Raw genomic sequence first — 25,061 nt, 5'->3', positions numbered from 1 at the left:
CAGCGAAGTATTATAAGAAATTGCGCCGATTGCGGACATAAGGCCAAGTCCGCTTCCGACTCGAAGCCGACGCTCAACTGCTTGGATGGGCGAGGTTGTCCAAAGCCCGAACTCCTTCTATCCGTGGTTCTGTCAGCCAGAGCGAATCGACTAGCGAAAACACTTGATTTGCTAACGTGGTACCGATCACATCCGCTCGCTCAAGTGCTCGGTCACAAAGGCTGCGGTCATCCGCACGCCGTCCTTTGCCGTCAGCCAGCATGAACGCTTCACCACCTGAACGAGGCTGGTATAACAAGGAAACCAACACACGGTCAGCTGGGGAAGTTCCATCTCCCCATGGCCCAATGACCATGTCGAAATTCGGCATATGGCCTGGCTCGTCAACTGTCCACTGCACAAAATAGACAGCCTTCGCTCCATAAGAGTCCGTTAAATCCCCCCAGATAGTCTTCGATTGCTTACCGCAGCAATCGCAGTTCCCTGTCGACTCGTTCCAGAAATTCGCCCGCACGATGTCCTCGTCACGCATGATCTTTCCTTGTCGTTGCGGTTTGCATGAACGTCTGATTCTGGCCGTTAGCAGCCTTACGGTAGCGTCCACTTTCGCCCCAAAGCGGATGCACACTGGCGTCAAGGTCGCTCATTTTTTCAGAATCCAAAAAATGACAGCGATTGCGAAGGCCAGATAAGTGAAGAATAGCGATGCTTGTCGAAGCTGCCACCCTATGCCAGTGAAGTCAGTTTTTGGATGCGAATAGAAGAGTTTGAAAAAGCGTCTCTTCCCGGGGAGCAGAAGAAAACTGGCCACGCCTCCAGTTACGGCCACAAGAACACAGCAAGAAAAAAGCGCACGAGCCAACAAGACGCTGTCGATCATAAATCTTCTTTCTATTTGCTTGATGAAATTATCTAGTACGATCGACGCCATCGGAATGCCAGGATGAACCTCTACTTCTGGCCGAACTCGGCCATCCAGTGTACGGCAGCGCCCGACCCATTGCGGTCATTCGCGATACGGCTATTAGGCAGTTCAGTTGATGACCGCTTCAATCCGATACCCCTCGGGATCAAAGACGAAGGCTGCATAGTAGCTATCGCCATATTCTGGCCGAGGCCCTGGTGCGCCATTGCACCGTCCACCGTGGCGCAGCGCAGCGGCATGGAATTCGTGCACTTGATTAGGCTCCGTGGCGGTGAAGGCCAAGTGAAAGCCTTCTCCAGGAATCATCACGTGCTTTGCAAGTTTCAGGCACAGTTTATCGCCACCACCTTCATACCCGTAGCCCACAGCCTCGTCGTCAGCAAAGACTTGGGCATACCCCAATGGTTTTAAAACCGCGTCGTAGAAAGCAGAGGCTCGGTCGAGATCAGAAACGGCTATAGACAGGTGATGCAGCATATTTTCCTTGTTTGATAAGTCTGCTTCTGGCCGATTGCGGTCGTCCGGCTGAGTTCACTTGCGAGCCGAACTGGAGATGTGATAAGGCACTTCCTGACCTAAAATTCCGCCTTTTTCGCGCGATAGGCCAGCGCGGCAACCATAAAAGCGATCCCAGCCATTCCAGTCACAAGGCCGGACTGGCCGTTCAACACAGCATAACAGGTTGACTGAGCGGGAAAGTCACGAACGGTCACGATAAGCAGCAACCGCGCTATTGCGTACGTTGCGCTCGAACGCACACAGTCTTGCGTCACCAAAAGAATGGGCGAGGTTGCAATTCCCCAGACATTATCTTCGCTGCTTTCCGTACTGCACGTTGACACCGCCAATGTCCCTCTGCGCCGCATAAGTTCTTCAGCATGTCGTACACGTCTTCCGCATCGTCAGGAGCGATCCTTGCGCCGGCCTGCAGAAGGAGAAAAAGCGCTTCGCCTCGAGAAGCGACAGGCTCCACGTGTTTGGCGAGGTTCAGGGCTTCGCGAAGACGTTTGCTGGCTTCGGATTGGTACTCTCGTTCAGCAAGCGCAACAATTTCCCATGCGCAGACTGCACACTGTTGATACTTGTCGCGACCTTCAGCCGCAGCTCTCGCTGCTTCCGCCGAGATTCTGATGACATCAATGTCTGCAAATCGTGCAACCCAAGTCAACGCCTGTGCGCGAAACCATGGGTCGTCAATCTGACGAGCTTGCTTAAGTGCTTCAGCCGGGCGCGACTTTGCCAAGCCCACCGCTCGATCCCGCTGCGTTGTAGCGCTCATTGCTGTTCCACTCCTCTGTTTGTCTTGGCGTGTTGCGTTCACTAGTTGAATCCAAGACCGTGCCCACCGGGCGTGAGGACAACAATGACGAACAAATATTTCTTACTATCATCTTAATGTGCGTTGACGCACCGATTCGTAATGCCTAAAGGAAATAAGATCGCGACTTTTGTTGTGAACCACATCGGGCGATTATGAAACGGCTGCAGGCATTATGGAAATTCATCATCGGCGATTCCCGGTCCGCCGAGATTCTCATTCAGGAAACGATGGAACAGAGGCTCGAACTTGAGCGTCTGCTGGCGCGCCGCCGCCGCGCGTCGCGCGCCCGCTAAGCGGATAGTTCCAACTGGCTTATTCCAGAGGCGTCGCCGAACGGATCCGTGTACGCCTCTGTTACCTCCAGGACAACAACAGCGTTTTATCGGCCGCTCCAAACTAGCTAACGGACTTTCCACCCCGTTTTATACTGGCGGGATGAAAGCGCCGCACTTCCTTGTCTACCCTCTGCTTCCCTTGTTCGTACTCCTGACCGCAGTGCAAGGCTGCTCGCGCGCCGACAAGCCAGTCGACGGTGCCGCCGTGTTCCGCCAATGCGCCTCCTGCCATCAGGTCGGTGCCAATGCCCGCGGCGGCTTCGGCCCGCAGTTGAACGGCCTGTTCGGACGCCGTGCCGGGTCCACCGCCGACTTCGCCTATTCGCCCGCCATGAAGGCATCCGGCATCGTCTGGGACGAGCAGACGCTGGCCCACTTCCTGGCCAATCCGGACCAGGCGATGCCCGGCACCAGGATGCGCTTCTGGGGCATCGGCAATGACCACGAGATGCAGGCGCTGCTGGCCTACCTGCGCAGTTTCCAGGACGCGCATTGACCACATTGCAACAAAACAAAGTATGATGCGAACTCCGCCATTCCGGGAGTCGCCATGCGGGCTGCGTTTCGATGTGCGCCGATCGTCCTGCTGTATTGCCTGAGCCCAAGCCTATTACCGGCCGCGACGGCTGCGGGTCAGCCGACGTCCGCATCTGCCCACGCACCTGCTCCCGTATCAGCTCCGGTACCGGATACGCTGGCCCAGCGCCTCGTGGCCTGCACCTCGTGCCACGGCGACCCCGGCAAGCCGCCGCCGCGTGACGAACCCCGTTATTTCCCGCGCATCGCCGGTAAGCCCGCCGGCTACCTGTATCACCAGTTGCTCAACTTCCGCGAAGGCCGGCGCCAGTATCCGCTGATGACCTGGATGGTCACGCCGCTGTCCGACGATTACCTGCGCGAGATCGCCGACTACTTCGCGGCGCAGCACCTGGCGGCCGCACCGCTCGACCGCGCCGGCTTGCCGACGGCCGAACTGGCGCGCGGCCACCACCTGGTGAAGCAGGGCGACACCGCGCTGAAGGTGCCGGCCTGCATCGCCTGCCACGGCCATCGCCTGACCGGCACTCTGCCCGCCATTCCCGGCCTGCTCGGGCTGCCGCGCGACTACATCAACGCCCAGTTCGGGGCCTGGCGCAACGGCAGCCGCCGTGCCCACGCGCCCGACTGCATGGGGACGATCGCAACGCGCCTGTCGCTGGCCGACGTCGCCGCGGTCTCGGCCTGGCTGGCGAGCGAACCGCAGCCGGCGGACCCGGCCCCGCAAGCGGCCGGTCCGCAGCCCTTGCCGCTGGCCTGCGGCAGCGCGCAGCAGGCTGCGTCCACCCAGGCGCGCGAGCAGGCGCGATGAGGCGCATCTTCGCACGGCTGGGCATCGTGCTGCTGGCGCTGCTGCTGGCCCTGGCCGCCTGGGCCGTGGCTGCCTGGCCGCGCGCCGAATTCATTCCGGCGCGCTCGCCCCAGGCCTGGGCACCTACGCCTGACAACATCGCCCGCGGCGCCTACCTGGCGCGCGCCGGCGACTGCATCGGCTGCCATACCGCGCGCGGCGGCGCGGCCTATGCCGGTGGCCGCGCGCTCGACACCCCGTTCGGCCGCCTGTACGGCCCCAACCTGACACCGGATCAAGCCACCGGCCTCGGTGCCTGGAGCGCCGACGATTTCTGGAACGCGCTGCACAATGGCATCGGCCGCGACGGGCGCCTGCTGTATCCTGCCTTTCCCTACACCCACACCACCCGGGTCACGCGCGATGATGCGGATGCCCTGTTCGCCTGGCTGCGCAGCCTGCCCCCGGTGCGCCAGCCGAACCGGCCGCACGCGCTGCGTTTTCCGTACGATAGCCAGCTGGCCCTGGCTGGCTGGCGCCTGCTGTACTTCCGCCCCGGCGTCCAGCCTGTCGACCAGGCCCGGCCGGCGGCGTGGAACCGCGGGGCCTACCTGGTCGAAGGCCTGGGCCATTGCAGCGCCTGCCACAGCACGCGCAACCTGCTGGGCGGCAGCGGCGGTGGCCTGTCCGGCGGACTGATCCCGGTCAGCGGCTGGTACGCGCCATCGCTGACGTCGGGCAGCGAAGCGGGACTGGGGGAGTGGGAAGTGCCGCACATCGTGCAGCTGCTGCGCACCGGGGTCTCGCCCCAGGGTGCCGTGTTCGGGCCGATGGCCGAAGTGGTCCAGCAAAGCCTGCAGCACCTGTCCGAACCCGACCTGCGCGCCATTGCGGTGTACCTGAAATCGCTACCCGCGGACCGCGAAGAGGCGGCCCCGGCCGCGCCGCCGAACGAAGCGGCGATGAAGCTCGGCGGCCAGTTGTACGAGACACACTGCGCCGACTGCCACGGCGCCAACGGCCGCGGCAACGGCAATATCTATCCACCGCTGGCCGGCAACCGCGCGCTGACGATGGCGGAGCCGGTCAACGCGATCCGCATCGTGCTCAGCGGCGGCTTTCCGCCGTCGACCGCGGGCAACCCACGGCCCTACGGCATGCCGCCCTTCAGCCTGGTGCTGAACGATACCGAAGCCGCCGCGGTGATCAGTTACGTCCGCGCCAGCTGGGGCAATGCCGCGCCCGAAGTGACGGCGGCGCAGGTCAACCGCTATCGCGCGGTGCCGCTGGACTGACGGTGCCAGCCGGCGCGAGCGAGGGTGCCGGCGCCGGCGCGGACAGCAACCGGCAGCGGCACCAACTGCATGGCCGCGTCAATCGAACCGGCCGCTGCGCACCTGCACCGCCGAGGGCGCGGTCGGGGTACGGTGCGCAAACGCTCCGCTCTGCGCCGGCCTGGCGGCGCGGACTTCGTCCGGGATCCTGGACGCATGCACCGAATACACGGCTTCCCATTTGGCGATGCTGTAGAGCTTCCAGAAGGTCACCTTGTCGATCTTGTCGAAGTTGAGTGCTTCCTTGCACATGCCGGCCACGATGGCGGAGCCGCCGATGGTCGCTCGCATGCTGGCGCTGGCCGCCTTGATCCAGGCGTCCGCCGGCGCTTCGAAACCCAGCTTGACCTTGCGCCACAGGATATTCTTCGGCACCAGGCCTTCCATCGCGACCCGCAGCACGTGCTTGGTCCAGCCGTCCTTGATCTTGAAATGGTTGTTCATGCCGAAGGCGGCTTCGACCAGCTTGTAGTCGAGGAAAGGCAGGCGCGCCTCGATCGAGTGGCGCATCGAATTGCGGTCTTCGTAGCGCAGCAGGTGCGGCAGCTGGAAGCTTTCGATTTCCAGCTTCTGCATGGCGCGGATGTCGCGGTAGCCCTTGCTCAGCTTGCGGATGTTCGGGAACTGCAGCAGGTATTCGGGCTTGATGTAGGCGAACTTGCGGCGCAGGCGCCAGATGCGCAGGCGCGAGATCGAAAAATACATGAAGTTGCCGAGCAGTTCGGATAGCGACAGCTTGGAGTGATTGCGCATCACGAACAGTTCGCCGATGGCGTCGCGCCAGGGCAGCGAATGCAGGTAGGCCGCGTAGTAGCGTTCGTAGCCGAGCAGGGTCTCGTCGCCGCCCTGCCCGTCCAGCATCACCTTGCAGCCGATTTCCTTTGCCTTCTTGAACACGAAATACTGCATGAAGATCGACGGCGCGGCAAACGGCTCTTCCTGGCAGTACACGACCTCGTCGATGGCCCGAATGAATTCGTCGGCACTGGGCTCGATGACGAACAGGTCGATCCCGCCGGCCTTGGCGACTTCGCGCGCGTAGGCGCTTTCGTCAATCTCGTCGATGCCGCTGTTGGCGTGGATCGCCTGGAAGCGGTCGGGGCTGGCTTCGTGGTACAGCGCGGCCGACAGGCTGGCGATGCTGGAGCTGTCCAGCCCGCCGCTGAGGCAGGTGCCGACCTTGACGTCCGAGCGCAGCCGGTAGCCGATCGAGCGCTTCAGTTCTGCACGGAAGCGTGCGATGGCCGAGGGTTCGTCGAGCGCTTCGACCTCGGGTGGCGCGGCCAGCGTGTAATAGCGCGACAGCTCGGCGCTGTGGTTCGCCAGCGAATACACCAGGTTATGGCCGGCCGGCAGCGCGACCACGCCTTCGAAGAAGGTTTCGTGCGTGTGGTCGGAATAGCCTTCGATCAGGAAGTCGCGTACCGCGCCCATGTTGGCCACGGCAGGGCCGCCGCGGCCGGCCAGCACCTGCTTGATTTCGGAACCGAAGATGAATTTCTGCGGCGTATCCGCGTAATAGAAGGGCTTCACGCCGAAGCGATCGCGGCTGCAGAACAGGACCTGCTTTTCACGGTCGTACAGGCAGAAGCCCCACATGCCGTTGAAGCGCTCGACACAGGCCGGCCCCCATTTGTCGTAGGCGCAAAGGATGACTTCGGTGTCGGTCTTCGACACGAAGCGGTAGCCGTCCTGCAGCAATTCTTCGCGGATCTCGAGGTAATTGTAGATCTCGCCGTTGAAGGTGATGACGTACCTGTCCTGGTAGTGCATCGGCTGGTGCCCGTCCGGCGACAGGTCGAGGATCGACAGGCGCCGGTGCCCGAGTGCGAAGTGCCCGCCAAGGAAAAAACCTTCGTCGTCCGGGCCGCGGTGGGCGATCAGATCGTTGATGCCCTTGATCGCGCCGGGACTCACGGCCGAGGCGTTCTTGTTGACAATCCCACTGATTCCGCACATTGCACGCATCTCCTTTTCTTGAAGGCATGCGCGAACGGTGCCGTGTTCTGGCGCACACCCGGCAGATGTTGAGGCACGCGACAAGCGCCGGTATTGCGCCAGCGCGAAGGCATCAAGAAAAGTGGGAAAGCACCGTGAAGAGTACCTTTAAGGGCTACCTGAGGGCTATTTCCCTCACACCATTTCAGCGAATCCAATCCGATCCGTGGTGGCCGCGCGCGCATCGTCGACGCCCACCTTGTGCGCCGCCAGCAGCGCTTCCAGCACGCTGTTCATCGTATGGCAGCCGGGCGCATGGCCGGCGTTCATGTGGGTGCGGATGGCGCCCAGGTCGCCCTGCTCGATCATCGCCGCCACCGCCGGATTCAGGCTCAGGCATTCCGTCGCGAGGTGATACCGGTTGCCCTGCTTCGACGGCAGCAGCGCCTGGCACAGCACGCCGCGCAGCGCATGCGCCAGCGCCTGGCCCTGGGCGTCGGAATTGCCCAGCAGGCGCAGCATCTTTTGCAGGCCGAGCTCGGTCGAGCGCGCGTGCAGCGTGGCCAGCACCAGCGGGCCGGACTCGGCCAGGGCCAGCGCTTCCTGGGCGGTCTGGGCGTCGCGGATCTCGCCGATCACGATCACGTCGGGCCGTTCGCGCAAGGCATCCAGCGCACCGAGGTAATAGCTCTCGACGTCGCCGTCGAGGCCGACCTCGCGCTGGGTGATGATGCACTTGCGCTGCGGGATCAGGGTCTCGACCGGGTCTTCGATGGTGATGATGTGGCCCGAGCGCCGCTTGTTGATCTCGTCGAGCATCGACGCGATCGTGGTCGACTTGCCCTGGCAGGTGTCGCCGATGATCAGGACCAGGCCGCTGGTCAGGCGCGCGAATTCGAGTTCGTCGGCATGCAGGCCGAGCTCATGCAGCCCTAGCGGCTCCTTCGGGAAACGACGGATCACGCAGCCGAGGCGCTTCTTTCCCTGGAAGCTGAAGCAGTTGGCGCGGATACGCGCCGTGTGCAGGTCGATCGAGCGGTCGAAGGCGCGGTCGGCGATGCGCTCGGCCCAGTTCGGCTCGATGACGTCGAAGAATTCTTCCAGTTCTTCGCGGGTGATCGGCGAATCGGTCACCGCCACCAGCCCCTTCGGCTGGCGCAGCATCAAGGGACTGTTCTGGTGGATGATGACGTCGGAAAATACCAGCTTCGAATTCAGCAGATGCAGGATCTGCTCGACCAGGGTGCCGAACACCGGATGGTCTTCGTTTTCGACGTACGACAGGGTGGGAATCTGCGAGGACTGGTGATATTCCATCATGCAAGGGCTGAAACAGGCGATGCATTAATTATAAAACCAGCGCCAACACAAAGTTCCACTTGGAAAGATATTTTTTCGATACCGCTGTGGCAAATTGACAACCGAACGTCGTTCCCGAAGGCAGGGACGACGGCCATCGAATGCTAGCTACAGGTAAGCTTGATGCCGCGGCAAGCTCAGCGCCGGTTGCGCAGCACATCCAGCTGCGCCCGCACATCCCTGAGTTCCGCCGCCAGGCTGTCGCGCGCGGTCGCCGCGCCGACCAGTTCCATCTCGGCCGCCAGGCGCGCATCGGACAGCGCCGCAGCGGCCGTCACGTTGCGTTCGATCTGGGCACGCAGGTCGGCCAGCTGGGCGTCCTTGCCTTCGATCGCCAGCTGGTCCTTGGCCTTGCCGACCAGCGCATCCATCGCCACCTGCTTGGCGTTGCTCAGCTCGGCCGTCAGGCGCTCGATCGTTTCGTCGCGGTCGGCCAGCTGGGCCAGCATGTCGTCGCGTTCGGCCGACGCCGCCGCCACCTGGCCGCTGAGTTCGGCGCGCGCGGCTTCCAGTTCGTCGCCGGCGTCGATCAGGGACTGCATGTCGTCGCCGGCGCGGGCCAGCGCTTCGCGGTCGGCGGCGCCGGCCTCGTGCGCGAACTGGCGCGCCCAGTCGGCCAGGCCCGCCAGCAGTGCCGGCGGCAGTTCCGCCGCGGGGGCTGACGGGGCCGGCACATGCGCCGCGCGCCAGTCGGCCAGGTGCTTGTAGACGGCGCCCGCCGTCGCCTGCACGCCGTCGGCGTCGAGTGCCGCGCGCACCGCGTCTAGCGTCACCGCCTCGCCCGCGTCCCGCAGCCCGCTTGCCGCTTTTGCCACCTGGTCGAATGTCACTTCTTCGGCTGCCATGTCTGTTCTCTAATCCATCAAGGGTAAATCGGAAGGCTCGTATCATACTGGACGGCGTACCGTTCGCTCCAGCCGGCGGCACTCTGGTGTGGCAATTGCGCACTTCGTCGCAAAGTCCGCGCATGCACCGGGCCGTTTGCCTAGGATGCAAACGTCCAGCCACTTTTCACGGAGATAACAAGATGAACACGACCCGCCCGAACTGCCGCCTGCTCGCCGCCGCCTGCGTCCTCGCCCTCGGTGCCGCTTTTGCCCTCCCTGCCATCCAGGCCCGCGACTGGGACTGGAGCAAGGGAGAACAGGTGCAGGGTAACGGCAACGTGCAGCGCCAGGCGCGCGAGCTGGGGGCTTTCAGCGGCGTCGCGCTGTCGCTGCCGGGCAAGGTCGAGATCCGCAGCGGCAGCCGCGAAGGCATCACGGTCGAGACCGACGCCAACCTGCTGCCGCTGATCGAGACCGTGGTGGAAGACGGCACGCTGAAAATCCGCGCCAAGGGCCACATGATGCCGAAGACGCGCAACCTGAAGTTCATCGTCCAGGCGCGCGAAATCGAGCGGCTGTCGGTGTCCGGCTCCGGCGACATCGACGCCGACGCGGTGCGCGGCGACCGCATGCAGATCGCCATCGGCGGTTCGGGCGACGTCAATGTGCGCAAGGCGGAAGGCGCCGACCTGCGCGCCAACGTCAGCGGCAGCGGCGACCTGCGGGTCGACGAGGGCAGCGTGCGCAGCCTGTCGCTGTCGATCGCCGGCTCGGGCGACGTCGACCTGGCGCGCGTGCGCAGCGACGACGTCAAGGTGAACATCGCCGGTTCGGGCGACGCCAAGGTGTGGGCGCGCAACGAGCTGAACGTGTCGGTCGCCGGTTCGGGCGACGTCGAGTACTACGGCGACCCGCGCGTGCGCAAGTCGGTCGCGGGCTCGGGCGGCGTGCACCGTGCCGGCGGCGACCCGCGCTGACGCTTGGGCCGCCCGGTGGCGGCCCGGTGGCGGCTCAATGCGCGCTCAGTGGCCGCCTTGTGCGCTGTAGGCCAGCGGCTTGACCGGCACGGTCAGGTTGACGCTGTCGCGCTTGCCGTCGGCGCCCTGCACCGTCAGCGTCATCGGCACCTGCTCGCCTTCCTTCAATTGGCGCTTCAGGTCGAGCAGCATGATGTGGTAGCCGCCGGACGCCAGGTTGACGGCCTGGCCGGCCGGCAGGTCGATGCCGTCGACCGCATGCATGCGCATGGTCTGGCCCTGCATTTCCATCTGGTGGATCTCGACGCGGCCGGCGGCCGGGCTGCTGGCGGCCAGCAGGCGCGCCGCCTTGGCGGCTTTCAGCTGCATGAAGGCGCCGGTGGCCTTCTGGGCCGGGACAGTGGCGCGGATCCATGGGTCACTTACCTGGACCTGGGATTGGGCCAAGGCGGCGGTGGACAGCAGGCCGGCGGTGGCCAGCAGGGCGATGCGTTTGAACATGGCGTTACCTGGTGAGTAGTCGAATAGCGTCGTTCCCGGCACTGCCGGAAACGACTTCCCGCGCAGGCGGGAATCCAAGTTTTGCCCGCATATCGGTAGTGCCAGCAACTTGGCCCCCGCCTTCGCGGGGGCGACGTTCATAAGCTAACAAAAACCTCAGCGTGCACGCGGCGATTATAGCGGCTGGGCTGTAATCAGCGCGGCGCCGTCAGCGTCTCGCGCTCCACCTGCACGGTCTCGGTGCCGTCGGTGATCCACACCTGCCCGTCCTGGATCGTGCACTGCAGCTGCATGTTGCGGCTGCACAGGCGCTCGAGGGCGGCGCTGGTCTCGGGCAGGATGTTGATGATGGTGATCTTTCTGGCGCGCTCGATCTTGCTGGCGAGCTGCTTGAACCAGATGTGGCTGGTAGCGCTGTAGCTGTACACGATCACCTGGTTGGACTGGCCGCTGGCCTTCATCAGGCGGCGTTCGTCGGGCTGGCCGACTTCGATCCAGGTGTCGATGGCGCCGGTCAGGTCCTTCAGCCACAGGGCCGGTTCCTCGACGTCGAACAGGTCCTTGCCGAAGGTGAGCGCCGGGTCGGCGTGCAAGGCAAAGGCGAGCAGGCGGATCATCACGCGCTCGTCGGTTTCCGAAGGATGGCGCGCGATGGTGAGCGCGTGCTCCTGGTAGTAGTTGCGGTCCATGTCCGCAATGTTCAGGTCTGCCTTGTAGATCGTTGCTTTCAGGGCCATCGGGTGCTAGCTGCTTTCTATATATTGGGGTTCAGCTGAACACGACGGTCTTGTCGCCGTTCAGCAGGATGCGGTGTTCCACGAACCACTTGACCGCGCGTGCCAGCACGACGCTCTCGACGTCGCGTCCGATCGCCGTCAGCTCATCCACGCTCATCGCGTGGTCGACCCGCTCGACGTCCTGCTCGATGATCGGGCCCTCGTCCAGGTCGCCGGTGACGAAGTGGGCGGTGGCGCCGATCAGCTTCACGCCGCGCTTGTGGGCCTGGGCATACGGACGCGCTCCCTTGAAGCTGGGCAGGAAGGAATGGTGGATGTTGATTGCCCTTCCCTTCAGTGCCTGACACAGTTCCGGCGACAGGATCTGCATGTAGCGCGCCAGCACGACCAGGTCGATGCGGTGGGTGTCGAGCAGTTCGATCACGCGCGCTTCCTGGGCACGCTTGGCCGATTCGCTGGCACCGGCCTCGAGCGGCAAGTGGTGGAAAGGGATATTGTAACTGGCCGCGAGCTGGTAGAACTCCATGTGGTTGGAAACGATCGCCGGAATCTCCACCGGCAGCAGGCCGCTGCGGTAGCGGAACAGCAGGTCGTTCAGGCAGTGGCCGATCTTCGACACCATCAGCATCACACGCGGCTTGCGTGCGGTGTCGTGCAGCTCGCCCTTGGCATCCAGGTTCGCGCACAGGGCGTCGAAGCCGGCGCGCAGCGCGGCATCGCTCACGCTCGCGTCTTCCAGCGCGAAGTGCACGCGCATGAAGAACAGCTTCGATTCGGCGTCGCCGAACTGGTCGGAATCGATGATGTTACAGCCATGTTCGGCCAAAAAGCCCGAGACCCGCAGCACGATGCCGCGCTGATCGAGGCAGGACAAGGTCAGGATATATTCAGGATACGCCATGAGAAGAGCCCGTTAGGGCAAGCAAAATGTCGGGCTGGACATTGTCGCACGTATTGCCAATAGAGCACTTCCGGATCGTGGCGCTGTCCCTGCCGTTTTTTGGTGCGCCGCCCCCAAGCCGGCGGAACTATCGCATCCCCTGCCTCTCTAAACGCACGAGCGCATCCATGACGCTCGGGTTTGATTGTTCACCGACAGGCACAAGGAGATCGATATGGCGACAAGCAAGGACGGCGGCAAGAGCGCTGCAGGCTCGGGCGGCAGCGAGCAGAAAAGCCAGCCTGCCAAGCGCGGTTTCGCAGCGATGGACCAGAACCAGCAGCGTCAAATCGCCAGCAAGGGTGGCCAAGCCGCCCACCAGAAGGGTACGGCGCACGAGTTCGACTCGGAAGAGGCGCGCCGCGCCGGCCAGAAAGGCGGGGAAGTGGTCAGCCGCAACCGCGCCCACATGGCCGACATCGGCCGCAAGGGCGGGGAAAGCCGGCAATCGGCCAACCGCGCCGCAGCAGCGGCCAAGCCCGGCAACCGCCAGGGCAACAGCAAGGAGGAATAAGGCAAGCATCGACCAGCAGCCCCGTTGTCCTTATCCATCATCCGCATCATCTTGATCATCTGAACCGGGATCGTCCGCGCCGCTCGTCACCGGGCGCGGTCTTCCCATCGCATCCTGGACGCCAACACCTTCGCCACCTTGTGCTAGAGTGCGCTTTTATCCGCATTCTCCGTCCGTGTCCTCCCCCGCCCACCTGAAATACCTCGGCGCCTATCCCGAGCACCTGCTGGTCCAGGTCCGCCGGCTGATCGACGACGACCGCCTGGCCGATCACCTGCGCCAGCGCTACCCGGACGCCCACGCCATCCGCACCGACAAGGCCTTGTACGGCTACGTGCAGGACCTGAAGGACGAATACCTGCGCAACGCCGATCCGGTGACCAAGGTCGAATACGACAGCAAGATCGCCATCGTGCAGCAGGCGCTCGGCCTGCACACGCAGATCTCGCGCGTCCAGGGCGGTAAATTGAAAGCCAAGCGCGAGATCCGCATCGGTACCGTGTTCCGCGACGCCCCGCCCGCATTCCTGCGCATGATCGCCGTGCACGAGCTGGCGCACCTGAAGGAAAAGGAACACGACAAGGCTTTCTATAAGCTCTGCTGCTGGATGGAGCCGGACTACCACCAGCTCGAATTCGACGTGCGCCTGTACCTCACCCAGCTCGAGCTGGGTGGGGACAGGCTGTGGGCTTAGAGCGTCTAACAAAGCCTTCAGGGCAAGGCGCGGCGTCGAAGACAGTACGCTAGTACGGCGAGACGCCGCAACGCTGTCATGAAGGCTTCTGTTAGGCGCTCTTAGTTTCCTTCCGGTGCGCCCATGCGTACAACGCGGGCAAAATAAGTAGGGTCAGCGCCGTCGACGACAGAATCCCGCCGATCACCACCGTCGCCAGCGGCCGCTGCACCTCGGCCCCGGTGCTGGTCGCCAGCGCCATCGGCAGGAAGCCGAGCGAGGCAACCAGCGCCGTCATCAGCACCGCCCGCAGGCGCACCTGCGCCCCTTCGCGCATCGCCTGCTCCGGCCCCATGCCCTGCTCGCGCAGCGCGCGGACAAAAGAGATCATCACCAGGCCGTTCAGCACCGCCACCCCGGACAACGCGATGAAGCCGATCGCCGCCGAGATCGACAGCGGCAGGCCGCGCAGCCACAGCGCCAGCACGCCGCCGCTCATCGCGAACGGGATGCCGCTGAAGACCAGCAGGCCGTCCTTGACGCTGTTGAACATCAAATAGAGCAGCGCGAACACCAGCGCCAGTGCCGCCGGGATCACCAGCGCCAGGCGCCGGCTGGCGGTCTGCAGGTTCTCGAACTGCCCGCCCAGGCCCAGCCAGGTGCCCGGCGGCAGCTTCACGTGCGCCAGCCGCGCCTGCACGTCGCCGACGAAGGAACCGAGATCGCGCCCGCGCACGTTGGCACTGACGACGATGCGGCGCTTGCCGTTCTCACGGCTGATCTGGTTCGCCTCGGGCACGAAATCGAGAGTGGCAATCTCCGACAGCGGGATGCTGGCCGCCGGTCGCCCCGCCACTGCCGGCAGCGCAACCGGCATGCGGCGCAGGACGTCGATGTCGTTGCGCTGACCTTCCCCAAGCCGGATCGTGAGCGCGAAGCGGCGGTCGCCCTCGAACACGGTGCCGGCATCGCGGCCGCCGACCAGCGCGCCGAAGGTATCCTGGACGTCGGCCACGTTCAAGCCGTAGCGCGCGGCCCGGGCGCGGTCCACCCTCAGCGTCAGCGCCGGCAAGCCTTCGACCTGCTCGACCTTGACTTCGGTGGCGCCCGGCACCTCGTTCAGCACCCGCGCCACCTGCTGCGCGGTAGCCGCCATCGCCGCCGGATCGTCGCCGAACACCTTGACGGCGACGTCGCTGCGCACGCCGGAAATCAGTTCGTTGAAGCGCAGCTGGATCGGCTGCGAGAACTCGTAGTTGTTGCCCGGGATGCGCCCCGCTGCTTCCGTGATGGCGGCAACCAGCTCGGCATGGCTCTTGCGCGGCGCCGGCCAGTCGCGCTCGGGACGCAGGATGATGTAGCTGTCGGCGGCGTTCGGCGGCATCGGATCGGTCGCCACCTCGGCCGTGCCGATGCGCGCGAACATGCGCTCGATTTCCGGGAACTGCTGCAACAGCGCGCTTTCCAGGTGCTGCTGCATCGCCACCGACTGCTGCAGGCTGGTACCCGGGATGCGCATGGTCAGCACGGCGAGGTCGCCCTCGTCCAGGTTGGGGGCGAACTCGATGCCCAGGCGCGTCGCCAGCATCCCGGACAGCAGCACGGCCAGCACCGCAAAGGCGAGCGCCACCGGGCGGTTGCGCAGCACTCGGTCCAGCAGCGGCAGGTAGAGGCGGCGTGCGCCGTGCACCAGCCGGTTCTCGTGCTCGGCCACTTTCCCGCGCACGCACAGCGCCACCGCCGCCGGCACGAAGGTCACCGACAGCAGCATCGCCGCCGCCAGCGCCATCACCACCGTGATCGCCATCGGGTGGAACATCCGGCCCTCGACCCCGGACAGGGCAAAGATCGGCAGGTAGACGGTGATGATGATCAGCTGGCCGAACAGCAGCGGACGACGCGCCTCGGCCGCCGCCGCGGCAACTTCGGCAAAGCGCTCCTCTCGCGTCAACAGCCGTCCGTGCCGGGCCTGGGCCGCGCCCAAACGCCGGATACAGTTCTCGACGATCACCACGGCGCCGTCGACGATGATGCCGAAGTCGAGCGCGCCCAGGCTCATCAGGTTGGCGCTGACCCCGGCCTGCACCATGCCCGTGAACACCATCAGCATCGACAGCGGAATCACCAGCGCCGTCACCAGCGCCGCGCGCAGGTTGCCGAGGAAAAGGAACAGGATCGCAATCACCAGCACCGCCCCTTCGAGCAGGTTGCCGCGCACCGTGGCGATGGCCTTGTTGACGAGCACCGAGCGGTCGTACACCGGCAGCGCCTGCACCCCGGCCGGCAGCGAACGGTTCACCTGCGCCAGTTTCAGGCGTGCAGCCTCGGCCACGGCGCGGCTGTTCTCGCCGATCAGCATGAACACCGCGCCCAGCACCACTTCGCGCCCGTTCTCGGTGGCGGCACCGGTACGCAGCGCGCGCCCCGGCTCGACCGCGGCGACGTCGCGCACCCGCAGCGGCATGCCGTCGGCCAGCGCCAGCACGATGTCGCGGATCTGGTCGAGCGATTGCACCTGGCCCGGCGCGCGCACCACGAACTGCTCGCCGCCGCGCTCGATGTAGCCGGCGCCGGCGTTGGTGTTGTTGCGCTCGAGGGCGTCGTGCAGCGCGCCCAGCGACAGGCCGTGCGCCGCCAGCTTGTCCATGTCGGGCGCCACCTGGTATTCCTTGAGGTGGCCGCCGATGGTGTTCACCTCTGTCACACCGGGCACGCCGCGCAGCTGGGGCGCGACGATCCAGTCCTGGATCTCGCGCAGGTCAGCCGGGGTGTACGGCTTGCCGTCCGGCTTGCGCGCGCCCTCCTTCGCTTCGACGGTCCAGTAGAAGATCTCGCCCAGGCCAGTGGCGGTCGGGCCCAGCCCCGGTTCGACGCCGTCCGGCAGGCGCGCGCGCGCCTCCTGCAGACGCTCGTTCACCAGCTGGCGCGCGAAATAGATGTCGGTGCCGTCCTTGAACACCACCGTCACCTGGGACAGCCCGTACTTCGACAGCGAGCGCGTGCCCTCCAGCCGCGGCAGGCCGTTCATCACGCTCTCGATCGGGAAGGTGATGCGCTGCTCGGCTTCGAGCGGCGAGTAGCCGGGGGCGGCGGTGTTGATCTGCACCTGCACGTTGGTGATGTCGGGCACGGCGTCGATCGGCAGGCGCCCGTAGTTATACACGCCGAGGCCGCCCAGGCAGGCCACGGCGAACAGCACCAGCCAGCGCCGGGCGATGGCGAATTCGATGAGTTTCTGGAACATGGTCGCTCGCTCAATCCTCGTGTTCGGCTTCGCCCTTGCCGAGATCGGCCTTGAGCAGGAAGCTGCCGGCGGTGGCATACGGGATGCCGGCCGCCAGGCCGTTGATGATTTCGGTGCGCTTGCCGTCGGTGCGGCCCAGGGTGACGGCCTGGGCGCGGAAACCGCCCGTGGTGCGCACGAACACCACCGGGCGCTCGTGGACGGTCTGGACCGCATCGCTGGACACCGTCACCGCCACGGTCGACGCCGGTCCCAGCAGGTCGACGCTGGCCAGCATGCCGGGCCGCAGCGCACCCTGGGGGTTCGCCAGCACGATGCGCGCCGTGGCCATGCGCGAGGTTTCGCCCAGCACCGGGGCGACCAGGTCGACCTTGCCCTCGATCGGCTGCGGCCGGGTGCCGATGCTGACCTGGGCCGCCATGCCGGTGCCGACCTGGCCCAGGCTGCCCGCCGGCACCGCCGCTTCGACCCACACCTGCGACAAATCGGCGATCGTCAACAGCGGCTTGCTGTCGTCGACGGCCTGGCCGGCCACCGCCGGCTTGTCGACCACCACGCCGTCCAGCGGCGCGCGCACCGTCAGCGCGCTCGATATGCCATCGCGGGCGGCGTCGATACCCAGGGCATCGAGCCGCTGGCGCGCGGCCTGCACGGCGATCCCGGCTTCCTTCAGCGCGGCGTCGGCGGCGTCGAGGTCCTGGCGCGCCGAGATGCGCTGTTCCCACAGGCTTTTCTCGCGCTCGTAGGTCGTGCGTGCCAAGGCCTGGCGCTGGCGCGCGGCCACGAGTTCGGCGCGCCACTGCGCCACCGCCGGACTGCGGATCACGGCCAGGGCCTGGCCCTTGCGCACCGCGCTGCCGACCGATACCGCCACCGATTGCACGATGCCCTGGGCCGGCGCCGCCAGCGCCACGGTGCGCTCGGCATTCGCCGCGATCCGGGCAGGCAGGTGCAGGCGTTCGCCGATCAGCGCCGGGCGCGCGCTGTCGATGGCGATGCCGTTGGCCTTGACCTGGGCGTCGCTCATCGCGACCACGCGGTCGTCGGCATCGGCGCCGGCGTCGGCGGGCGGGCCGCCCTCCGAAGGGTGGCGATCGTCGTGGCCGTGGGAATCCTGATGGGCGTCGTGGCCTGCGCCGGCGGGTGCTGCCGGTTGGCGCCACAGCATCAGGGCGGCCAGCACGGCGGCGACCGCGCACATCAGCGCGATCGTCCATTTCTGTTTATTCGTCATGTTCGTTCTCATTCGGATGGGTCGTCGGCGCCGGCCAGGCGCTCGATGTCGGCATAGGCGTTCCAGGCCGCCAGCAGCGCGCCGGCCCGGCGCACGCGCGCCTGGAACCAGGTGCGCTGGGCGTCGAGCACGTCAAGGAAGCCGAACTTGCCGGCTTCGAAGCCGCGCAGCGTCAGCGTCCAGGCACTGTAGGCGTGGGGGATGGCGTCGCGCTGCAGCAAGGTGGCTTCGTCGCGGGCGGCGGCGTAGCGGGTCCAGGCGGCGTCGAGGTCGGCGCCGGCCGCGCGCTCGGCGGCGGCCAGCTCGTCGCGCGCCTTGTCGGTACGGCGCAGCGCTGCCGCCAGGCGGCCATCGTTGCGGTCGAACAGCGGCAGCGGCACCGATACGCCGAACACCGCCTGCCTGCGCCCGGCCGTGCGCAGTTCCGGCTCATCCTCGCGTTGGCTGCCGAGCGTGATCGTCAGGTCGGGCACCCGCGCCGCGCGCTCGACCCCGGCCTGCGCTTCCTGCGCCGCCAGCTGGCCGCGGGCGCGCACCACCGCGCCGCTGCCAGGCACGCGCGCCTGCAAGGCCGGCCGCGGCGGCGGTGCGGGCAGCGCATCGGCGGCGCCATCCAACGCGGTGGACGGCGGCGCGGCGCCGACCAGTGCGCCCAGCCGGGCGCGGGCGACGTCCAGTTCGGCCCGGGCGCGGGTCAGTTCGGTGGCGGCATCGACCGCGCCGAGGCGGGCCCGGGTCTCGTCGATCGGCGACACCTTGCCGGCCGCGACCCGCCGGGCGACCACGTCGACGCTGCGCTGCGCCAGTCCGGCCAGTTCCTGGGCCAGCGCCTGGCTGTCCTGCGCCACCAGCACCGTGTACCAGGCGGCAATGACGTCGGCGCGGATGGCACGCCGGCGCAGCGCCAGCTCGCTGCGCGCGACATCGGCCTCGCTGCGCGCCAGCGCAATGCGGGCCTGGCGCTTGCCGCCCAGCTCGATCGGCTGGCTGATCTGCACGGTGGTGCTTGGGGCGCCGGCCTGCTGGCCTTCGCGCAGCCAGGAAAGTACCGGGTTGGGAATCTTGCCGGCCTGGCCGACGGCGGCGTCGCTGGCCGCCACCTCGTGGCCGGCGGCGCGTACGGCCGGCTGCTCGAGGGCGCGCCGGATCGCGTCCGCCAGCGTCAGCGGCGCAGCAAGGGCTACCGTGGGTGCGGGCTGTGCAGTGCTTGCACCAGGTAATGCAAAAAGAAATGCGAAAAGAAATGCGGCAGGCATGCGCGCCGGCCGCATGGATCGAGGGTCCATGATCTGCTCCTGATAACGATGTCGTTCAGGCGCGCAGGCGGGCGCGGGCCTCGCGGCTCGCGGAAAAAGGAAAAACCTGCGCGCTACTCAGTGGCGGCGGCAGGCCATTTGGGACGTTCGGGACGCGCCGCGGACAGCGAGTCGCGCAAGGACGGGACGGCGGCGACGGCCGGCCCATGATGCGGCCGGACCGGGATCACGCCGGCCTCGGAAGGCAACGTCAGGATGTGGCCGAACATGCAGGCCGGACAATGCGGGTCGGCCATCGAGGGGCCGTCGTCGTCGGCCAGGAACACTGGTTCCGGCACGGCAGCCCAGCCGTCGTCCAGCATCGTCACCGTCTGCGCCACGTGGTGGGTCACGCCGGCGGCGGTCGTCACGCAGCACTTGTCCGCCATCGCCAGGGCAACCTGGAATGGATAGACCAGCAGCAGGAGAATGAGGACCCAGCGGCGCATCGGGGTGGTTGGCGGTTAGTGGTTGAGCTGACGTGATTGAATGCTGGCGCAATGATACCTGCAATCGGCGCCGCGGGGGATGTTCATGGCGCTCAGCCGCTGCGGCCCCAGCCCGACACGATGATCGCCATGCCGCACAGGGCCACCGCCGCCCCCGCCCAGTCGCGCGTGGTCAGCGCGACGCTGTCGACGAACCGCAGCCAGCCCAGCGCGGTGGCCACGTACACCCCGCCGTAGGCCGCATACACGCGTCCGCTGGCCGCCGGGTGCAGCGTCAGCAGCCAGACGAACAGCGCCAGGCTGGCCGCGGCCGGCACCAGCAGCCATGCCGGGCCGCCCTTGCGCAACCACAGGTAGGGCAAAAAACAGCCGAGGATTTCGGCGATGGCGGTCAGGATGAACAGCAGGCCGGTCTTCAGTATCAATTCGCATTCCGGTTGGCGTGGACAGGCCAGCATCATAACCGCCCGGCGTCAGACACCGATATAGTTACCTATACGCAACAATATTTTACAAATTGCATAACAGTCATCCGAAATCCTCGACTTTCCTGTAGGCTACGTTTACAGTCAAGGGTCGCGCACACTCGTGCGCCCGGCCTGCCCTGTCCCAGCAGGCCGCCAATGCGCACTCCGTTCCGGCCATCCATGAACCATGCTGGCCGCGAAGAGGCAGGGCCTACGTAGAAACCAGCACATGCAGCAGCCATTTCGTCGTCACTTCCTGACCTTTACCGGGCTCGCGCTCGGCCTGATGACCGGTGGCGCCGCCCATGCCGAGGATGGCGCGGGCGCGCCGTCCGGTGTTTCCCCGTCCTTGTCGCCGTCCTTGTCGGTATCCGGCTTCGGCACGGTCGGCCTGGTCCATTCCAGCGCCAGCCACGCCGACTTCACCTCGTCGGTACTGAAGAAGAACGGTGCCGGCGCCAGCGGGCGCTGGAGCCCCGACGTCGACACCCGCCTCGGCCTGCAGCTCGACCTGGCGCTGAGCAAGCGCTGGTCGGCGGTCCTGCAGGTGGTCAGCGAACAGGACCTGGACAACAGCTACCGCCCGCGCGTGGAATGGGCCAACATCAAATACCAGGTGACCCCGGAACTGGCGCTGCGCGTGGGCCGCATGGCGCTGCCGATGTTCCTGGCGGCCGAATACCGCAAGGTCGGCTACATCTACCCGTGGGTGCGCCCGCCGGTGGAAGCCTACGGCTCGATGCCGTTCACCAGCGGCGACGGTGCCGACATCAACTACAGCTGGAGCCTGGGGCCGCTGCGCAACGTGTCGCAAGTGTTCTACGGTTACGCCGACATCGGCCTTGGCAAGCCGCGGCGCGCCTATGGCCGCCACATTACCGGCCTGGCCCATACCAGCGACTGGGGCGCGCTCAGCGTGCGCGCCAGCGTGATCGACACCGAAGCCACGACCGACATCGCAGGTGAACTGTTCCAAGCCTTCGACGCCTTCGGCACGGCCGGCGCCGCGATCACGCGCGCCTATGCGATCGACCACAAGCGCTTCACCGTCGCCAGCCTCGGCGTCAACTACGATCCCGGCCGCTGGTTCGCGATGGCCGAAGCCAGCCGCACGCTCACCCACTCGCTGCTGGGCGCGACCCGCAGCATGTATGCCAGCGCCGGCTGGCGCCAGGACAACTTTACCCCATACCTCACCTGGTCGCGCGTGCACGCCGCCAGCGCCACCAGCGACCCGGGCCTGCCGCTGGCCGGTTTGCCGCCCGCGCTGGCGGCCCGCGGCGCGGCCCTGAACCAGCTCCTCAACGGGATACTGGGCACCATCCCCGAACAGACCTCGAGCAGCGCCGGCGTACGCTGGGACCTGCGCACCAACATGGCCCTCAAGCTGCAGTACGACCGCGTCACGCCGCGCCGCGGTTCACGCGGCACCCTGATCAACCCGACGCCCGACTTCGTGTCCGGTCGCACGACCCATGTCGCCAGCGTCGCCCTCGACTTCGTGTACTGACATGCGCCTCATCAAGCTATTCCGTCACGCCGCCGCCGCCGCGCTCCTGCTGCCGGCCCTGGTGTGCGGCGCGAACGCGCCCGCCTCAGCCGCCGAGCTGGTGGTGATCGTGTCCGCCAAAAGCGCGTTGACGACGCTGCGCGCCGACCAGGTGGCGGCGATCTTCCTCGGCCAGAGCGCGCGCTTCCCGGACGGCACCGAAGCGGCGCCGCTCGACCAGCGCCTCGGCACCCCGCTGCGCGACGAGTTCTACCTGCGCATCACCAATAAAACTCCGGCGCTGCTCAAGGCCTGGTGGTCGAAAATGGTGTTCACCGGGCGCGGCCAGCCGCCGCTCGAAGCGCCCGACAGCATCGCGGTGCGGCGCTGCGTGGCCGACAGGGCCGACACCATCGGCTACATCGACCGCGCCGCGCTCGACCCGAGCGTGCGCGCCGTGCTGGTGGTGCAATGATGCGTGCCCGCTCCTGGTTCGGGCGCCTGCTCGAGACCCATTTCGTGCTGCCGCTGTTTGCCCTGCTGCCGCTGGCCGCGATCTGGATCTCGACCTTCCACTTCATCGACGCCGAACGCAGCACCGCGGAAAACACCGCGCGCGACGCCGTGCATGAACTGGTCGAGACCTACGAAGCCCAGGTGGCGCGCAACCTGAACGCGATCGACCAGACCCTGAAGGTGATCAAGTACGCGGTGCAGGTGGACGGTCCCGCCGGGGCGCTGCCGGCGCTGCGCCGCCAGGGCCTGCTGCCGCCCGGCCTGGTGTTCGCGGTGGCGATCGCCGACCGCGACGGCCGCATCGTCGCCAGCAATCCGGACCGCCCGCTGCACGAGGTCGCGCACGAGCCCTGGTTCACCGTGCACCGCGACGGCGGCGCCCAGCCCTTCGTCAGCCGCACCGGGGGCACGCCGGAAGAACCGCACCTGCGTTTCACGCGCCGCATCGAGGCTGCCGGCGGCGGCTTCGGCGGCATCGCCATCGTCGACGTCGACCCGGCCTATTTCACCAGTGCCTACGAACGCTCGCGCCAGGGCGAGCAAGGCCTGCTGGCGCTGGTCGGCAGCGACGGCGTCACGCGCGCGCAGCGCGTCGGCGAACGCCTGTCCTGGGGCCGGACGATCAACGTCGACGCCATCGAGGCAGACGCCAGAGGCGCCGACGTGACGATGCCCGACGGCGTGGCGCGCTGGCTCAGCGTGCGCCGCCTGCACGGCTTCCCGCTGGCGGCGGTGGTCGGCCTGTCCGGGGCCGAACAGATGGCCGAATTCGAGCAGCGCCGCGCCAATTACCTCACAGCGGCGTTGGCCGGCAGCCTGTTGCTGGTAGTGCTGGCCGGCCTGGTCAGCGCCTGGTCGTGGCAGCTGGCCAAGGCGCGCCGGCGCGAACGGCAAGCCCACGAGACCTATGCGGCCGCCTCCGAGGCCAGCCTGGACGCGATCTTCGTGCTGCGCTGCGTCTACGGCGCGGACGGCGCCGTGAGCGACTTCACGGTCGAGGAAACCAACCGCCCGGGCGAGGCGCTGACCGGCTACGCCAGGAACGTGATGAGCGGCCGCTGCCTGTCGGAGCTGATGCCGTCGTACCTGGGCAACGGCATCTTCGACGAGCTGGCGCGCGTGGCCGTGCACGGCGGCGTGGCCGAGGGCGAATGGCAGGCGGTAACGCCGCCGGCCACCGGCCGCTGGCTGCAGCGCCAGGTGGTGCAGGTCGAGAACGGCGTGGTGGCCACGGTGCGCGACATCACCGAGCGCAAGCTGACCGAAGACCGGATCCGCCACCTGGCCCACCATGACGAGCTGACCGGCCTGCCCAACCGCACCCTGATCCGCGACCGTCTGGAAGAGGCGATGCGCAAGGCGCGCGAGGAAGGCGGCTGCCTGGCACTGGCCTTCGTCGACCTGGACGGTTTCAAGCTGGTCAACGACGGCCTCGGCCACAACGCCGGCGACGCGCTGCTGCAGGCGATCGCGGCGCGCATGTCGGGCTGCCTGCGCGGCGGCGACACGCTGGGCCGCCTGGGCGGCGACGAGTTCGTGATCCTGTTGCCCGACGTGAGCGACAGCGCGCAAGCCCTGAACCCGCTGCTGGAAACTATCCGCGACGCGGTCGGCGCGCCGGTGCTGGTCGACGGCCAGGCGGTGCAGGTCGGCTGCAGCATGGGGGTGGTGATGTACCCGCGCGACGGCGCCGACCCCAAGACCCTGATGATGAATGCCGATGCCGCGATGTACCGCGCCAAGGACCTGGGCAAGAACAACTTCCAGTTCTATACGCGCGAGATGAACGCCAGCCTCGAGGAAAAGCTGGTGCTGATGGAAGGCCTGCGCCAGGCGCTTGACGCCACGCTGGCGGCCGAGGCCGCAGGCCAGGGCAGCCCGGACGGCAACGGCTTCCACCTGCTATACCAGCCAAAGATCGACCTGCGCAGCGGCCGCCTGTTCGGGGTCGAGGCGCTGATCCGCTGGCACCATCCGGAGCATGGCATCGTCTCGCCGGCGCGCTTCATCGGCCTGGCCGAGGAGTCGGGCCTGATCGTCGCCATGGGCGAATGGGTGCTGCGCACCGCGTGCCGGCAGGCGCAAGCCTGGCTGCAGGACGGTATGGAATCCTTTACCGTGTCGGTCAACGTCTCGGCGCGCCAGTTCGAGGAAAAGCACCTGGTCGGACGCGTCGCCGCGGCGCTGCAGGCATCCGGACTGCCGCCCGGCGCGCTCGAACTGGAAGTCACCGAGAGCCTGCTGATGCGCGACCTGAACGGCGCCCTCGGCCGCATGGAAGAACTCAAGGCGATGGGCGTGTCGCTGTCGATCGACGACTTCGGCACCGGCTATTCGAGCCTGTCGGCGCTGAAGTCGTTCCCGATCAGCACCCTCAAGATCGACAAGTCCTTCGTGCGCGACCTGGCCGACAGCCCGGACGACCAGGCGATCGCGCTGGCCGTGATCTCGCTCGGCCACCGCCTCGACCTGCGGGTGATCGCCGAGGGCGTCGAGACCGAGGAACAGCGCGACTTCCTGCGCGCCCACGAGTGCGACGAGATGCAGGGCTACCTGTTCAGTCCACCGGTACCGGCGCAGCGCATCGCCGCGCTGCTGCATGACCAGCCGGGGGGCCTGCCCAGGCCAAGCCCGCCGCCCGCAAAACTGGTAGCATGAA

25 protein-coding genes are annotated in these 25,061 nt (G+C 66.6%); 10 read left to right on the top strand and 15 right to left on the bottom strand.

What is annotated here, in order from left to right:
* Window positions 1-73 precede the first annotated feature (73 nt).
* The 4 genes from U1H99_RS27300 to U1H99_RS27285 all read right to left on the bottom strand — a co-directional run bounded on the left by U1H99_RS27300 (window position 74) and on the right by U1H99_RS27285 (window position 2,168).
* Window positions 74-532 carry a hypothetical protein gene (locus U1H99_RS27300; protein WP_323144780.1) on the bottom strand — a complete coding sequence of 153 codons (459 nt, stop codon included), beginning with the start codon at window positions 530-532 and terminating at the stop codon, window positions 74-76.
* A 111-nt stretch (window positions 533-643) separates the two neighbouring features.
* Window positions 644-880, bottom strand: coding sequence for a hypothetical protein (locus U1H99_RS27295; RefSeq protein WP_323144779.1), 237 nt, complete (start codon window positions 878-880; stop codon window positions 644-646).
* A gap of 153 nt (window positions 881-1,033) precedes the next feature.
* Entirely contained in the window at window positions 1,034-1,402 is a 369-nt protein-coding gene (locus U1H99_RS27290; RefSeq protein ID WP_323144778.1) for a VOC family protein, read from the bottom strand.
* A 292-nt stretch (window positions 1,403-1,694) separates the two neighbouring features.
* Window positions 1,695-2,168, bottom strand: a complete 474-nt coding sequence (locus tag U1H99_RS27285; RefSeq protein WP_323144777.1) for a hypothetical protein — start codon at window positions 2,166-2,168, stop codon at window positions 1,695-1,697.
* A gap of 230 nt (window positions 2,169-2,398) precedes the next feature.
* Between U1H99_RS27285 and U1H99_RS27280 the strand changes: the two genes are divergently transcribed.
* The 4 genes from U1H99_RS27280 to U1H99_RS27265 all read left to right on the top strand — a co-directional run bounded on the left by U1H99_RS27280 (window position 2,399) and on the right by U1H99_RS27265 (window position 5,203).
* On the top strand, window positions 2,399-2,539 hold the full coding sequence (locus tag U1H99_RS27280; RefSeq protein ID WP_323144776.1) for a hypothetical protein: 141 nt from the start codon (window positions 2,399-2,401) through the stop codon (window positions 2,537-2,539).
* A gap of 181 nt (window positions 2,540-2,720) precedes the next feature.
* Entirely contained in the window at window positions 2,721-3,077 is a 357-nt protein-coding gene (locus U1H99_RS27275) for a c-type cytochrome (RefSeq protein ID WP_323144775.1), read from the top strand.
* A 54-nt stretch (window positions 3,078-3,131) separates the two neighbouring features.
* Window positions 3,132-3,929, top strand: a complete 798-nt coding sequence (locus U1H99_RS27270) for a c-type cytochrome (RefSeq protein ID WP_323144774.1) — start codon at window positions 3,132-3,134, stop codon at window positions 3,927-3,929.
* Complete coding sequence (locus tag U1H99_RS27265; RefSeq protein WP_323144773.1) at window positions 3,926-5,203, top strand: c-type cytochrome; 1,278 nt, start codon at window positions 3,926-3,928, stop codon at window positions 5,201-5,203. The genes U1H99_RS27270 and U1H99_RS27265 overlap by 4 nt, the downstream gene beginning before the upstream one ends.
* A gap of 78 nt (window positions 5,204-5,281) precedes the next feature.
* Here the strand turns inward: U1H99_RS27265 and asnB are convergent, their stop codons facing one another.
* The 3 genes from asnB to U1H99_RS27250 form a co-directional block, all read right to left on the bottom strand.
* Window positions 5,282-7,201, bottom strand: a complete 1,920-nt coding sequence (gene asnB / locus U1H99_RS27260) for an asparagine synthase (glutamine-hydrolyzing) (RefSeq protein ID WP_323144772.1) — start codon at window positions 7,199-7,201, stop codon at window positions 5,282-5,284.
* A 174-nt stretch (window positions 7,202-7,375) separates the two neighbouring features.
* Window positions 7,376-8,497 carry a type IV pilus twitching motility protein PilT gene (locus tag U1H99_RS27255; protein ID WP_323144816.1) on the bottom strand — a complete coding sequence of 374 codons (1,122 nt, stop codon included), beginning with the start codon at window positions 8,495-8,497 and terminating at the stop codon, window positions 7,376-7,378.
* Window positions 8,498-8,676: 179 nt separating this feature from the next.
* Window positions 8,677-9,384: a DNA-binding protein gene (locus U1H99_RS27250; protein ID WP_323144771.1), complete on the bottom strand. Its 708-nt coding sequence runs from the start codon at window positions 9,382-9,384 to the stop codon at window positions 8,677-8,679.
* 182 nt (window positions 9,385-9,566) lie between these two features.
* Between U1H99_RS27250 and U1H99_RS27245 the strand changes: the two genes are divergently transcribed.
* Window positions 9,567-10,343 (top strand): head GIN domain-containing protein, encoded by a 777-nt coding sequence (locus U1H99_RS27245; protein WP_323144770.1) that lies wholly within the window; start codon window positions 9,567-9,569, stop codon window positions 10,341-10,343.
* Between the two features lie 45 nt (window positions 10,344-10,388).
* Here U1H99_RS27245 and U1H99_RS27240 read toward each other — a convergent pair whose 3' ends face one another.
* The 3 genes from U1H99_RS27240 to purU form a co-directional block, all read right to left on the bottom strand.
* Window positions 10,389-10,844 (bottom strand): copper chaperone PCu(A)C, encoded by a 456-nt coding sequence (locus U1H99_RS27240; RefSeq protein WP_323144769.1) that lies wholly within the window; start codon window positions 10,842-10,844, stop codon window positions 10,389-10,391.
* Window positions 10,845-11,038: 194 nt separating this feature from the next.
* Window positions 11,039-11,581: a YaeQ family protein gene (locus U1H99_RS27235; RefSeq protein WP_323144768.1), complete on the bottom strand. Its 543-nt coding sequence runs from the start codon at window positions 11,579-11,581 to the stop codon at window positions 11,039-11,041.
* Between the two features lie 31 nt (window positions 11,582-11,612).
* Entirely contained in the window at window positions 11,613-12,482 is an 870-nt protein-coding gene (purU, locus tag U1H99_RS27230) for a formyltetrahydrofolate deformylase (RefSeq protein ID WP_323144767.1), read from the bottom strand.
* Window positions 12,483-12,696: 214 nt separating this feature from the next.
* On the opposite strand from purU, the gene U1H99_RS27225 reads away from it, so the two are divergent.
* Window positions 12,697-13,035 (top strand): KGG domain-containing protein, encoded by a 339-nt coding sequence (locus tag U1H99_RS27225; RefSeq protein WP_323144766.1) that lies wholly within the window; start codon window positions 12,697-12,699, stop codon window positions 13,033-13,035.
* A 175-nt stretch (window positions 13,036-13,210) separates the two neighbouring features.
* Window positions 13,211-13,729 (top strand): YgjP-like metallopeptidase domain-containing protein, encoded by a 519-nt coding sequence (locus U1H99_RS27220; protein ID WP_323144765.1) that lies wholly within the window; start codon window positions 13,211-13,213, stop codon window positions 13,727-13,729.
* Window positions 13,730-13,820: 91 nt separating this feature from the next.
* On the opposite strand, the gene U1H99_RS27215 is transcribed toward U1H99_RS27220, so the two are convergent.
* The 5 genes from U1H99_RS27215 to U1H99_RS27195 all read right to left on the bottom strand — a co-directional run bounded on the left by U1H99_RS27215 (window position 13,821) and on the right by U1H99_RS27195 (window position 20,355).
* Window positions 13,821-16,952, bottom strand: a complete 3,132-nt coding sequence (locus tag U1H99_RS27215; protein WP_323144764.1) for an efflux RND transporter permease subunit — start codon at window positions 16,950-16,952, stop codon at window positions 13,821-13,823.
* A gap of 10 nt (window positions 16,953-16,962) precedes the next feature.
* Window positions 16,963-18,186, bottom strand: a complete 1,224-nt coding sequence (locus U1H99_RS27210) for an efflux RND transporter periplasmic adaptor subunit (RefSeq protein ID WP_323144763.1) — start codon at window positions 18,184-18,186, stop codon at window positions 16,963-16,965.
* A gap of 8 nt (window positions 18,187-18,194) precedes the next feature.
* Window positions 18,195-19,472 carry a TolC family protein gene (locus U1H99_RS27205; protein ID WP_323144762.1) on the bottom strand — a complete coding sequence of 426 codons (1,278 nt, stop codon included), beginning with the start codon at window positions 19,470-19,472 and terminating at the stop codon, window positions 18,195-18,197.
* Between the two features lie 83 nt (window positions 19,473-19,555).
* Window positions 19,556-19,930 carry a hypothetical protein gene (locus tag U1H99_RS27200; RefSeq protein ID WP_323144761.1) on the bottom strand — a complete coding sequence of 125 codons (375 nt, stop codon included), beginning with the start codon at window positions 19,928-19,930 and terminating at the stop codon, window positions 19,556-19,558.
* A gap of 92 nt (window positions 19,931-20,022) precedes the next feature.
* A complete protein-coding gene (locus tag U1H99_RS27195; RefSeq protein ID WP_375341655.1) occupies window positions 20,023-20,355 on the bottom strand; it encodes a YnfA family protein in 333 nt (110 codons plus the stop codon).
* A gap of 271 nt (window positions 20,356-20,626) precedes the next feature.
* On the opposite strand from U1H99_RS27195, the gene U1H99_RS27190 reads away from it, so the two are divergent.
* From U1H99_RS27190 to U1H99_RS27180, 3 genes are read left to right on the top strand one after another with little or no spacing between them, the layout of a single operon-like run.
* The gene (locus tag U1H99_RS27190) at window positions 20,627-21,907 is read left to right on the top strand and encodes a hypothetical protein (RefSeq protein ID WP_323144760.1); all 1,281 of its coding nucleotides are present in this window, start codon (window positions 20,627-20,629) and stop codon (window positions 21,905-21,907) included.
* A 1-nt stretch (window position 21,908) separates the two neighbouring features.
* Window positions 21,909-22,361, top strand: coding sequence for a phosphate ABC transporter substrate-binding protein (locus U1H99_RS27185; protein WP_323144759.1), 453 nt, complete (start codon window positions 21,909-21,911; stop codon window positions 22,359-22,361).
* Window positions 22,358-25,060, top strand: coding sequence for a bifunctional diguanylate cyclase/phosphodiesterase (locus tag U1H99_RS27180; RefSeq protein ID WP_323144758.1), 2,703 nt, complete (start codon window positions 22,358-22,360; stop codon window positions 25,058-25,060). The genes U1H99_RS27185 and U1H99_RS27180 overlap by 4 nt, the downstream gene beginning before the upstream one ends.
* Window position 25,061 lies beyond the last annotated feature (1 nt).

The sequence above is a fragment of the Massilia phyllosphaerae genome (genome assembly GCF_034659755.1).
Classification (GTDB): domain Bacteria; phylum Pseudomonadota; class Gammaproteobacteria; order Burkholderiales; family Burkholderiaceae_D; genus Telluria; species Telluria phyllosphaerae.
This window is presented reverse-complemented; position numbering and strand designations above follow the sequence as displayed.